The organism is Sphingobacterium sp. Mn56C (assembly GCF_049319645.1).
Taxonomy (GTDB): Bacteria; Bacteroidota; Bacteroidia; order Sphingobacteriales; family Sphingobacteriaceae; genus Sphingobacterium.
The window spans coordinates 904,099-916,168 of the sequence record NZ_JBMOUC010000001.1 but is presented as its reverse complement, the minus strand read 5'-3'; the positions used below and the strand labels follow the sequence as shown (position 1 = coordinate 916,168).

At 34.7% G+C, this 12,070-nt stretch carries 11 protein-coding genes and 1 pseudogene; 1 reads left to right on the top strand and 11 read right to left on the bottom strand.

The window, feature by feature from the left end:
- Window position 1: 1 nt before the first annotated feature.
- From ACL9RF_RS03925 to ACL9RF_RS03875, 11 genes are all read right to left on the bottom strand, one after another.
- Window positions 2–562, bottom strand: coding sequence for a hypothetical protein (locus ACL9RF_RS03925; protein ID WP_422799287.1), 561 nt, complete (start codon window positions 560–562; stop codon window positions 2–4).
- Entirely contained in the window at window positions 516–914 is a 399-nt protein-coding gene (locus ACL9RF_RS03920) for a relaxase/mobilization nuclease domain-containing protein (RefSeq protein WP_422799286.1), read from the bottom strand. Before ACL9RF_RS03920 ends, ACL9RF_RS03925 begins: the two co-directional genes overlap by 47 nt.
- A complete protein-coding gene (locus ACL9RF_RS03915) occupies window positions 895–1,257 on the bottom strand; it encodes a plasmid mobilization protein (protein ID WP_422799285.1) in 363 nt (120 codons plus the stop codon). The genes ACL9RF_RS03920 and ACL9RF_RS03915 overlap by 20 nt, the downstream gene beginning before the upstream one ends.
- A gap of 70 nt (window positions 1,258–1,327) precedes the next feature.
- Complete coding sequence (locus ACL9RF_RS03910) at window positions 1,328–2,209, bottom strand: toprim domain-containing protein (protein ID WP_422799284.1); 882 nt, start codon at window positions 2,207–2,209, stop codon at window positions 1,328–1,330.
- A gap of 141 nt (window positions 2,210–2,350) precedes the next feature.
- Window positions 2,351–3,397, bottom strand: coding sequence for an AAA family ATPase (locus ACL9RF_RS03905; RefSeq protein ID WP_422799283.1), 1,047 nt, complete (start codon window positions 3,395–3,397; stop codon window positions 2,351–2,353).
- Window positions 3,394–3,705, bottom strand: a complete 312-nt coding sequence (locus ACL9RF_RS03900; protein ID WP_422799282.1) for a DUF3853 family protein — start codon at window positions 3,703–3,705, stop codon at window positions 3,394–3,396. The genes ACL9RF_RS03905 and ACL9RF_RS03900 overlap by 4 nt, the downstream gene beginning before the upstream one ends.
- 226 nt (window positions 3,706–3,931) lie before the next feature.
- Window positions 3,932–4,918, bottom strand: coding sequence for a hypothetical protein (locus ACL9RF_RS03895; protein ID WP_422799281.1), 987 nt, complete (start codon window positions 4,916–4,918; stop codon window positions 3,932–3,934).
- 5 nt (window positions 4,919–4,923) lie between these two features.
- Window positions 4,924–5,361, bottom strand: a complete 438-nt coding sequence (locus ACL9RF_RS03890; RefSeq protein WP_422799280.1) for a hypothetical protein — start codon at window positions 5,359–5,361, stop codon at window positions 4,924–4,926.
- A 161-nt stretch (window positions 5,362–5,522) separates the two neighbouring features.
- Window positions 5,523–6,209: a phage integrase SAM-like domain-containing protein gene (locus tag ACL9RF_RS03885; protein ID WP_422799279.1), complete on the bottom strand. Its 687-nt coding sequence runs from the start codon at window positions 6,207–6,209 to the stop codon at window positions 5,523–5,525.
- Window positions 6,210–6,505: 296 nt separating this feature from the next.
- Window positions 6,506–7,015 carry a recombinase family protein gene (locus ACL9RF_RS03880; protein ID WP_422799278.1) on the bottom strand — a complete coding sequence of 170 codons (510 nt, stop codon included), beginning with the start codon at window positions 7,013–7,015 and terminating at the stop codon, window positions 6,506–6,508.
- A 582-nt stretch (window positions 7,016–7,597) separates the two neighbouring features.
- Entirely contained in the window at window positions 7,598–10,243 is a 2,646-nt protein-coding gene (locus tag ACL9RF_RS03875; RefSeq protein ID WP_422799277.1) for an outer membrane beta-barrel protein, read from the bottom strand.
- 456 nt (window positions 10,244–10,699) lie between these two features.
- Here ACL9RF_RS03875 and ACL9RF_RS03870 point away from each other — a divergent pair.
- Window positions 10,700–11,861, top strand: a pseudogene (locus ACL9RF_RS03870) (IS5 family transposase); the annotation flags it as partial.
- Window positions 11,862–12,070 lie beyond the last annotated feature (209 nt).

Here is a 12,070-nt window from a genome sequence, read left to right as displayed (position 1 = left end):
GTTAACGTTTTAATCCGTAGTTTTCTTTCTTTTTACTTTTTTTAATCAATGGATCGTCTTGCTCTGGTGTAATTTCGGGGATCGAAAATAAAGGTGATGCTATATGACCAAAGGTTTCCCCGAGGTTGGTTTCCGTAAACCGATCTTTCGAAGCAATACTTTCTACCTTGTAGTTTTGTTCTATAAAATTATCGAGCCCATTTAAAGCCTTATCGATCTGCCCAAAGCCCAAAGAGCGGTCAATGGCCGATCCTCGAAATGTCTGTCCGTCTTTGATGAACGAAATACCCTGAACCTCATCTGATCCCGATCTGTACTTAAACTGCATTTCTACACCTCTGTAACGGATATAATTTTGTAGTTCATTCCAGTTTCTGCTATTACGAATGCCAGCCTTCACCGTGTCGTAAATTTGGTATTTCGTCAGATCATTACCTTTCAGTCTTCCTCTGTTAACATTCTTTTTGCCTTCGGACTGCTTAAAGCCATATAGCGCATTAAGTTCCTTGCAGGCTTTAAAGCTTCTTATACCGCTGATTGCTGTTGGAGATAGTCTTACCATAATCGTTCACACGGTTGTAAATAATATGGATATGATCATGCTGGCGGTCGTGGTGGCGTACCATTAAGCACTGGGTATCCCTAATATCTAATTTTGATAGGTAACGCTTAGCTGCGGATACCACGATGTCATTATTCAGCTTGTTCTTATCTTCTGTGTTCCACGAAAGAATAATGTGTCCGACTGCCTTGCCCAATTTGGGGTTAATCATCCTCTGAAAATTAAAATCTTGTGTGATGGTCTTTGCCGAATCCGTCCGCAATCCATTTGCATGGATAATCTCACTATCTTTTTTCAAGGCATATCCAACGCATCCGCCGAATGATCGGCCCTCAATTATCTTCGCTATCATGATGCAGTAGTTTATTGATACAATGGTTAATGTGATGGATCGTATTTTTGCATTCCTGAGCCACCTCAATTAGTCCAGTCTGGTGTGCTTTTTTAGTCAGCTGATTTAGATTGTTCGAAGCCCCTGCGATCGCCCTAAAAGCTTTTAACTGTTCTTCGGTAAACCTAGGTGTAATTTTTCGTAGAATCGCAGATTTGCGCACCCATTCCGATTTGCTCATACCTGCAATTTTTGCGTTTTGCAAAACCCTGTTATGTTCGTTTTCATCGAAACGGACATTGATCCTGAACTGTTTTTTATTTTCGAGTGCGGGTCTTCCGCCTTTTTTCTTGTTATCTTTCATAATCTTCTTTTTTAGCTGTGACCATCGGGAGTCAATCGGTTTTGGGGTCACCAAAACACAACCTTGCTACCTACCTATTCGATAGTTTTCTCCCCGATTGGATATTATGGGTTTGTTCTTCGGATGATGTAAAAATTAGGTAGTCATTGACATCCTTTATATCACAATTCTTTTTCTGCAATTCCTCCATTCCGTTTTTAAGAGTGTGTGTGTTTTCGAAGTGACTTCGTAAAGTATTGTAAGATTTTACACCGCTGGTATCTGCGTCCAGATAACTTGTTATACCGTTATGTTGTTGTAAGAATGGAAATGATTTTTTCAGATTTGCGGTCGTATTCAAGACGCAATAATTAGCAACTAAATAAGGCTTGCCAGCGTTCTTTTTTAAAGTCATATAGGAAAGACAGTCGGTAAAGCCTTCAAGCAGTACAACGTCCTTATAACCGTTGTTAATCGTGGTAATGTCCTTGGTTAAGAGGGAACGTTTGTCATAGCTGTTGCGCAATTCAAATCCACCAGCATCATTCTTAAAACAGACAGCAAAAAATGTCTGTCCTTTTGCTGTCCGATAATAGATTTCCTGACAGTAAGCTTTGGCAATTTCAATATCTATTTTTCGTTCTTTGGTGAGATAGTCTGTTAATGCTTTGTTCTCGAGTGGTTTTATTGAAAGTATGGTGTAACCACGTTCATTTTCATATTGCATTGCTGGCGCTTTATCTAATATGGTCAGCTGGTGAAAAGAAAGGACATTTTTTCTTTCATCAGCCCAATCCAGTACAATAGATAGATTGTCTGTTTCCAGAAACTTCAACAAAAAATCAATGTTGTTACCTCCGAAGCCTTCTGAATGTGAATACCAAATGTTTCTATGGATATCGACTTTTGTCGAAGCCGTTTTTTCGTTCCCGCCATTGAATGGATTTCTAAACCATGCTTCACGACTGTTCATTCTGGTACATGGAATCCGAAGATAATCTAATATGGATATGAGCGGTATACGCTTTAATTCAGTGCATGTCATAATCATAATTTTAAATAGGTTTAGTTTAGTCTATTACTATATAGGGGCAGACTAAACTAAACCTGTTTTTTAATAGTAAAATTCAGGGTTGAACTGATAGGTTTTATCAGTCTTGATGATCATCCGTTTGTTCTCCAAAAAGGTCTTTAGCTGTTTCGCTTTATTAATTCCAAAATTGAAACCTTTTGACAGATAGGCGTCCTTTAGTCTTGCGACAAAATCATCATAAGTACAGGTGATTTCTGAATCATTAAACAATTCCTGCAATACCTCTCGATGGTTCTCTTCTGGTAATTCCTGATAGCTGAATCCTTTTTTAGCTTTCGGACTTGTTAAGTCGAAATTTTCATCAAGTACAGGTATACCATCGTCAATAAAGAAGGTGAATGGTTCAAATTCGATATCCCTGATGAATTTTGGTGCTACGGTGCTGTAGTTGGCATCCAGATCACTTTTAGTTATTTGGAGAATGGATTCGGCTTTGTTGTTCAATTCTGTTCCTAAGTGCCCCCGAGTATTATCATCTCCTTTGTTTAAGTGTAGTACAGTATGAATATGGATATTGAGTTCCTGCGACCACTTCATCAGTTTGTTCGTGATTTCAGTCGCTTCGGTAACGTTATTGATATCGTAAACGAGATCTCTAATACCATCGATGATAAGGAGTGCAATCCTACCAGCATATTTGTATAGCGCATATTCAATGATATTGATACGTTCCTTGGTGGGGTATTCTCTTAAAGAGATAAACTTTAAATTACCGTGGACTTCTGAAGTTGGATAATCAATGAGCTTGTATATTCTGGAAAGTAATCTATGGCAATGGAACTTACTCTGTTCCGTGTCACAATAAAGTATCACTGGACGAGTTGGAGGAACTTTAACCTTATATTGTAATACTTGTTTTCCCCTCAATGCAGCAGCGACCATTGAGATCACGTTGAATGTCTTCCTGCTCTTCGCCTTTCCCGTGGATGCGCTGAAATTCCCAAGGGTTCCAATGACGGAATCCGAATTGCTGATCGTTATCATAATAGGAGGTTCTTTAAATTCATCTGTTATTTTAACTGTAGACTTTTCAAGAGCTTCGACAATATTCTGATTAAATGGAATCATATGAACCTCCTTTTCTTTTGATTGGTATACTCCTTAAACAATTTTAAAGCAAGCCGAGTATCAACAATAATTGTCCTTTGATCCTGTTGAATCGCACCAGTAATTACACCACTGTTTTTTATTTTCTGTGCTTTCGATTTGCTACAATTAAACAATTGCATGATACCCGAAATACCGTATACGAATTCAGGTAATGTGCTTTTAGCTTCTTCTTTAGGTATTTCTGCGATTGCTTCTCGTTGAATAGCAAGTAATTCCTCACCAGTCATCATAGCGACTGGCTTTGATAGTAATTCACGAATGTTCATGTTCTTATTAATTGAAATTAAACAATAGCCGTGCGCATCGGCATTTAATGTTCGAACATGAGCTAAGGTAAGAGGTTAGTATCGTGGTAAATAAGTGGTAGAATAAAACACAACGACAATTATTCAACTTATTATCAGCTAGTTATATAAGGGTAGGTGATTTTCTTTGTGGTTCGTTTGTAAACTAAATCTTTAAAAGTATTCAAAAACTCATTTAAGCGGATTGTTAATTGTTTGAATGATTGAATAAGTCTTCTAAAAGTTTATATAGCTTCTTCCATTTTCTACTACTTTGGATTTGTCGATAGTGTGCTTTATACGATGATAGTTTGATATTTTGCATATTATGGATTTTTTCTAACCACTTATTTCTGGCAACGTCATCAAGACGTTTGGAAAAAGAATCTATAAGATAGTACAATATAAAACCTGGTGAAATTTTTAGATTGATTTCTTTATTCAGGTTGATTACAGTGTGAAAAGTTTGAGCATCTACTTCGATAACCTTATTCTCAATTAAAGCTTCATAAACAGCTCCTACCAAAGACATTGGAAAATATTCATAATATTCGTCGTTTTGGAAATTTTCTCTGTATATATCAAAGAGTGGCTTTATCCTCACTCTCAACACATTAGTCACCTCTTCAAGGATAGATTTTGTTAATTGAAAATCATTCTCGAAAAATTGTTGTGATTCATGGATTTTGGTTTCGTAGTCCTGTAATTTAGATTGAAAGATTGGTTCAATCCGGTCAATTTCCAATTCGGCCCTTATCCTACGGGAATCATCACCTCCGTAGAAATAACTATCCAACGATCTTTCAAGTGCTTCTTTTTCCTTTCTAACTTCTGTAAATTTCTTTGTATATTTTTTGACTTCAAGTTCAATAATTTCATATTCCCGACGAAATGCTTCTATGGATGAATTTGCTTCAATCTCAAAATTTCTGGTATTAACCAGTCCAGCTAATCCATGATAAACGGCATCAAAATTTCTGGTTAGTCCAATGATTTTTTCACGACTAGAATTGACAAGAAGATAATTGATAACTTCTTCAACAGATGGGGAATCCAAACGCTCTAATACAGTTCGCTTTACTTCGGCTAACTTATTCCAGCCAAAATACTGATTATTTATCTGTTGGTGTAGAACCTCCTCATACCGACGTAATAATGTTAGAAAAGATATTAACTCATTTTCTTCTTTTTGCATACTCCTTACATTTTATTAAACATTTCCATAGCTTCGCTAAGCATTTCGTCTACGGTATCGATATAGGGTTGCATAGATTTATAATCTGAGTGTCCAGTCCATTTCATCATAATATGGACAGGTATTCCAAGAAACAAACCGTTGCATATAAAAGAACGTCTTCCAATGCGAGAAGTTAATAACATGTACTTCGGGACAACCTCTTCTATACGCTTGTTCCCTTTATAATAGGTTGTCATAAGCGATTCATCAAGTCCAACTAATTCGCCAAGTTCCTTTAGGTATTCATTATATTTCTGGTTAGAAATTACCGGTAGAGCCTTTTTGTTCGGAAATCTTTCGTCCTTATACTTGTTTAAAATTGCTTTTGTGTGGTTATTAAGGTCGATGATGAGTTTATCATCTGTTTTGATCGTCACTACTTCTATATACCTCTCTTTCACGGCATCTTTTGTTAATGCATATACATCTGAGTGTCTCAATCCTGAATAACAAGTGAAAATCAGTATATCACGAACACGGTGTAAGTATGATTTTTCTTGCGGAATATCGAAAGCCTTAATTTGATCGATCTCTTGCCCAGTAAGAAAAACGACTTTTTTTTCTATTTTCTTAATTTTCGGACGGTACGAAAGGAATGCTGAATTCGTCCCCCCCCCTCTCTATATCCCCAACGAAGAAACCATTTTAAGAACTTTAAATGTTTTTCCAGTGTCGAGTTTTTAAATCCTCGCCTCTTCAAAAGGAAATCCATATACTTATCAAGTGTAGTATTATCAAAATCATTAACAGCGATGTTTGGTTTAAAATCGTGGAGGTGATTTCTGACCGTTCGAAGTTTTTTTTGTGTGCCTTCAGTCCAATTGTTAAGTTTACGGTTCTCTTGAATAAATTGATCGTAGTAATCAAAAAATTTACTTTGTATTGTTGCTTCGGGAGAATTTTCATTTTTTGGTTTTATCTTATCATTTATCTCATTCCTTAGTGTTGACTTCGAAGGGACTGCCCCTTCAATTTCATAACTTTTGAAGATATCCTGAATGACGCTCTCGATTTTTAGGAGTGATGCATTTATTTCGTTTGCAGATTGTTTGATTTTATTTGTTGTGCCAATTTTTACACGTTGCTTTTTATCATCCCATTTAGATACATCAACTCGAAAGCCACTGGATAAATCCAGTCTATCACCGTCATAGTTGATTCGGACTCTGATAGGTACATTTTCTATGACTTCTATACCGTCCTTTTTACGCTTTTCAAGTGAAAAAATTATATTTCTTTTGATGTTCATTTTTGGATGTATGCAAAATAGCTTCACCCAAATTTACACCCAATTTTTCAGAATACCTAAAAATTCCTAAAACCCTTAAATAACATTAAATAACTGAATTACAGTCATTTTTATATTTAATTAGGTTTGTAAAAATCTTTAAAAACCTATAAAAAAAGAGCCTCCGGCTCCACTTGACGGGATAATTGAAAAATTATCCCGTTTTTTTGCATAATAAAATAGCCTATTTCCCTCATTTTCAATTTATTACCAACAAAAGCTTCCGTGATATACGGAGTTCGATAGATGCCATTCTCCTAGTATAAAAAGTCATCGAACACCATTTTAATGAGTTCCTGCTTTTCTATTGTGTTAGCTTCTGTATAAACGTAATTAAGATCTGAAAGATAAATTGGCTCATGATTTTTTAGAGGGAATAACCCTCCTGGATTTTGTTTCCATGCTTTGAATTGTTGAAATCCATAATATAAAGGGTTTGTTAGTATTCGTTCAACGGCAGTAGTTGCCGTGCGTTTTAATTCCATTTCTATAGCCTTTTCTTTTTTTTTGTATAAAGCAACTCCTGCTATATAAGCATCATAAATATATCTAACAACAAATGCTTCACTTTCATCCACTATTAGACGACTTACCTCATTCTTACCCTCCTTTTTATAACCAAATGGGGCCCGCCCGCCTTGAATCCAAAGTCCTTTAACTGCTTTGGCTGTATAGATTCCTGCATTTATATCATTCTGTCTTTTTATATTTTCAGAATTGCCCATTAAAAATTCAAGCCCCATTATAAAGAATGAATTATGATCCATACAATCATAATTTGATCCTCTACTAGCGCTTTAAGCTTCCAGCTCAAAAATTGCAATTTTATTTGTTGGTTACCTTCATAAAATCGAAGAAGTAATTCACATTCATTACCACTTGTTAATAGCAATGGTTCATCCATATCTGTCTCATGTTTTAGCTCCTGAAAGCCTACATTTTGCAGAATAGTTTGTAGCTTATTAGCTTCCTTCATTGATTTCCGGCCGGTGTTAAAAATTGAAATCCAATTTTCAACCGTCAGTTCCTCTAAGGGAGAATCCCTATTTACGAGCTCAAGATAATTATAGGTTCCTTGGTAACCATCAATATTTATTATACTTACCTGAGTGTCATTTTTGAATCCATGATTGGATAAGATAAAAGATTAACAAGAAATAAGTACATCATACAATGATAAATCATTGGATTTAGATTCCTTAAACAAATATACGAAGAGTGCTTTGTCAATGATAAAATCATTAATAAACACAGTTGAATCTTCTTCAGAAGAATTCTTCAATCCTTGAACAATAGTCTTTTTCTTCATAAATTAAATTGAAATTACAGGGGGTACCCTGACTATAATTTTAATTAGATGTTTTAATTCTAAAATTTTCCTCTAGTTGCTTTCTTTCCATTCCGGATTTACTTTTCGTTCCTCCAAAATTATAGCTCAAGTTTAAACGATATACCCTTGTTTCTGGCTTAATATTAAATGTGTAATCCTGGACCTTTATATTGCTATAAAATTTATAATTTGATGTATTGAAAATATCATTAACGGCCATCTTGAGGTTTACCTTATTATTAAAAAAATTCTTAGATAGTCCTAAATCAGCAAAATAAATAGGTTTTATAACATCTTGAGCATAATATTCTCTAGACTGATAATTGAAACTAGCTTCAAGGGAAAAGCTATCTGAAATCTTATATTGATGATTTGTAGTAAAATTAAATGAAATGAGAGCTAAATTATAATTACTTCCAAGAAAGTCTTTGTATAAAAATCTATTTTGATAAACCGTAATATTGTTATAAGTAGTCCAGTTTTTCAAAATTTTAATTTCCCTATTCACATTTAGACTAGTCGAATTTTGTGCATAAATATTTTCAGTAGTTTGAAAGAGATGCTTTCGCAGTGTATCAAGTTTAATAACTCCCGTCATAAAATCCTTAGTTCTTTTATGGCTCAGAGAAACAACAAAATTGTTAATAGAATAATTCAAACTAAAGGAATTAGTATATTGAGGTTTTAAAAAGGGATTTCCTTTTAAATAGGTAAAAGGGTCCGTAAAAAACACAAATGGATTTAATTTTGAGTAAGCAGGTCTATCGATCCTTCGATTATAGTTCAAACTTAATTGAGACTTATCTGAAATATTTTTTGTTAAATTAATACTTGGAAAAAAATCCCAATAATTTCTTTTAACAGTACCGTCTTTGTCAGATGGTTCATTTATCGATTTTGTTTGTTCAACTCTAAATCCCGATTCGATATCCAATTTCATGAAATTGAACTTATATTTAACGAATCCAGCATTAATCTTTTCATCGTATAGAAAACTATCATTTAGATTATCTGTTTTTTGTTCCTTAATCAACTGCGAAAAGATATTATTGGTTTTTACTTGGCTACTTTTGATTCCGAAATCTAGCGAACTTGAATTTTCGAAAACATATTTATAGTCAATTGATACTGCTCCCACTGTGATTGTTGTAGGGGCATCAACCATTAAATTAGATTTACTTTCTACGCCAGATCCAAGTGTGGGTTTCAAAACATTGAAATAATTGCTAGACTGGGTATTTCTATAATTAGCATAATCTAGGGATAAGGAAAGCTGCTGTCCAGATGTATCCGCCAAAAATTTATAGCTTAAATTCAAAGCATCATTTTTGTACTTATTTTTTCCATTTACTTCTGTGAATAATAAGGAATCAATCTGTCCGTCTTCTCCCAAAAATTGACTATTGTTATTCTGGTTGTCATTCCAGGAGTTAATGAATCCTTTGTATTCAAATCCAAGTGAATGTTGTTTTGAAATGTAATAATCTAACCCCAATTTATAATTCGTATTAATTGAAGTACCACTTGATAAACTATGCTGGTTAAAATGAGTAAGTTCATTTTGGTATCTATTTGATCTCAAAATATCAATTTTCCCTTTCATTTTATCGTAATTATTTAAAAAATTCCCGTAAAAATTTAGTTTTCCAAAGCCATAATTTAGATCTAGACTAAGATTATGCTTTTCATAATTACCATAACCTATTCCTCCAGATAAATTACCATTTAACCCCTGTTTTTGTTCCTTTTTCAACGTAATATTAATAACACCTGAACTACCGCTAGCATCATAATTCGACGAAGGATTATCTATAATTTCTATCGTTTCAATTGAACCAGAGGGTGTCGATTTCAAAAGATCCTTTAATTGATCGTCAGTTAAATTTGTCGTCCTACCGTTAACTAGAACATTCACCCCCTGTCTTCCACGCAAACGAATCGAACCATCCTGTCCAACATTCAGTCCAGGAGCCCGTCGTATTATTTCTAATGCTGACGAACCAACCGATAATGAACTGTTTGAAACATTTACTATAGTTTTATTACCTTTTACTTCTACCAACTTTCGTTTTCCGGCAACAACAATCTCATCTAAATAAGTTAAATCTTGTTCCAGTACAATTGTTGAAATAGCAGACTCACTTTCATTATCTAAAACCTCTTTCGATGACAGATCTTTGCTTTTATATCCCATAGCTATAACCTGAATCCTCCCAAACTCTTGACCAACATGTAATTCAAACTTCCCTGTAGAATCAACTTGTTGCTGCGATAAAACTTTTTCTCCGTCGCTAGCAATTAAATAAATTGTTGCATAACTTACAGGCCTGCCTGCCTGATCTACAATAGTTGCCTTAATTGATTTTGGTAATGTCTGACAAATTGAAATGTTACAACAAATTAGTACTATGAAAAAAGTAAAAAATAAATTGATATTTGAGGAGGCCAAGAAACCTTTAGCCAACCCTTGTTTTTGACCTCCTGACAAATTAACACCATCTTCTTGGATATGATAATCAGATCCATTTGGGAAATATTTTTTTAATAATTTTTCGTCCCATAATATGTGTTCACAAGTAGTCTTCTTTTCTTTCCAATTGCCAATAAGCTTATACGGAGGTTGTTTATCTCCTATACAAAACTGATGAATAATTTTAGGTATCATAACAAATTTATAGCTTCAAATTTTCTCCGATTGTAAAACAAATGCAGATAAAATTTATCTGCATCGAAAATTTATCTCTACAAAAATTAACTTAGGGTTTATAAAAATTTATTTTTATTTTCAAAAAAGAAATATTATACGATAGCTAAGATAGGCTAATATTCAATCTTATCCTAAACGATTTGAGATTTTCTGCAATCTTTAATTTTCTATATTCTGAAGGCAGTTCCATGGATAATATCATAATAGAACCCCTTGTATGTATTTAGCTAACCCTTAAAAAGTGGCTATCATGTTGAACATCAAATATTTAAACTATAACTTACTTGTTTTTATTTGCAATGTTTCGTATATTTGGTGTAGAAACCTTGCAAATTCAACCCTATGCTAGCGAAGAAAAGATCACAAACCAATCCAGTTTCTTCTTTACTTTATAATACCCCTTGAACCCCAATCCCCCCTTATATTTTGTCCAACCGTGTTGACTGTCAGCTATTTGATACGACATTTAGCCCTTTATACTGCCCTGATAATGGACGTCCGGCCAAACCGATACGCTTGATGGTAGGGCTATTGATTCTGAAGCATATCCGTAATATTTCCGATGAAAGTATTGTGGAGCAATGGTCCGAGAATTTGTACTACCAATATTTTTGTGGCCTACAGGAATTTATGGCAACAGTACCTTGCGAGGCCTCTGAGTTGGTTCATTTTCGTAACCGTATTGTGGAAGCAGGAATTGAATTAATCTTTAAGGAGAGTATCAGAATCAATGGGGATGACAGCGATGATCCGGATGTTAATGACAATACAACGGTTCAGGAAAAAAACATTACTTTTCCCACCGATAGTAAGCTGCATAAAAAGATCATAAAAAAAGGCGCTTCAAATCGTTAAAAAGGAAGGGTTGTCCATCCGTCAGAGTTACCCAAGAATACGAAAAAAAATTAAGTGTCGATCAGCGATTTCGCAATCACCCCAGAAATAAATCAAAAGCCAGAAAAGCTGATAAGAAAGTAAAAACCATTGCTGGTCGATTGGTTCGTAAACTGGGACGTAATTTATCTGCCGATTCGATCCATCAAAAAACCATCCTATTTTTCAAACAGGTTCTAGCGCAGACCTGGGCCAGTAAACATAAAATATAAGCACTACATGAGCCAGATGTACTCTGCATTTCCAAAGGTAAAGAGCATAAGAAATATGAGTTCGGAAATAAAGTCTCTATCGTAAAGACTCAAAATACCGGTGTAATCGTTGGTGCAATGGGGCTCGAAATGAATTTGATGGACATACATTAACACCAGCATTAGCACAAGTTAACAGAATGGTAGGAAAGGAACCCAAAACTATGAATGTGGATCGGAGGTATCGAGGGAATACCTAGATTGGGATAACCCAAGTTCAGATCCACCCCAAGCCCTTTAATGACAAAAAACAAACCAAGTACCAACAGAACAAGCTCAAAGAAGCGCACCGAAAAAGAGCAGCAATAGAACCTGTAATCGGACATCTAAAAACCGACCATCGGTTGGGAAGAAACTTTTACAAAGGGATTGTTGGTGACAATATCAATATTATCCTAGCTGCAGCTGCTTTCAATTTTAAGCGAATGATGAATAAATGGAAGTCATCATTTTTTGTCTTTATTAAAACCTGATTATCCAATTCAATCGCTGGCTATTAAATTGGATAATCAAGTCAAAATTTTTGTGCCGGTTCCCTGGCAATAAAGGCGGATAATCTGTCGTAGTTTATTCATGTTTATCGGTGTATTGGACATCGTAATCAAGGGTTTTTGTTCATCAAAAATCTAAACAAAAACCA

Coding starts and splice junctions, on each gene's coding strand:
- ACL9RF_RS03905 (WP_422799283.1), bottom strand. CDS start 3,397: ATGATTCCATTTAATCAGAATATTGTCGAAGCTCTTGAAAAGTCTACA.
- ACL9RF_RS03885 (WP_422799279.1), bottom strand. CDS start 6,209: ATGAACATCAAAAGAAATATAATTTTTTCACTTGAAAAGCGTAAAAAG.
- ACL9RF_RS03900 (WP_422799282.1), bottom strand. CDS start 3,705: ATGAACATTCGTGAATTACTATCAAAGCCAGTCGCTATGATGACTGGT.
- ACL9RF_RS03895 (WP_422799281.1), bottom strand. CDS start 4,918: ATGCAAAAAGAAGAAAATGAGTTAATATCTTTTCTAACATTATTACGT.
- ACL9RF_RS03910 (WP_422799284.1), bottom strand. CDS start 2,209: ATGAACAGTCGTGAAGCATGGTTTAGAAATCCATTCAATGGCGGGAAC.
- ACL9RF_RS03925 (WP_422799287.1), bottom strand. CDS start 562: ATGGTAAGACTATCTCCAACAGCAATCAGCGGTATAAGAAGCTTTAAA.
- ACL9RF_RS03875 (WP_422799277.1), bottom strand. CDS start 10,243: ATGATACCTAAAATTATTCATCAGTTTTGTATAGGAGATAAACAACCT.
- ACL9RF_RS03915 (WP_422799285.1), bottom strand. CDS start 1,257: ATGAAAGATAACAAGAAAAAAGGCGGAAGACCCGCACTCGAAAATAAA.
- ACL9RF_RS03880 (WP_422799278.1), bottom strand. CDS start 7,015: ATGGATCATAATTCATTCTTTATAATGGGGCTTGAATTTTTAATGGGC.
- ACL9RF_RS03920 (WP_422799286.1), bottom strand. CDS start 914: ATGATAGCGAAGATAATTGAGGGCCGATCATTCGGCGGATGCGTTGGA.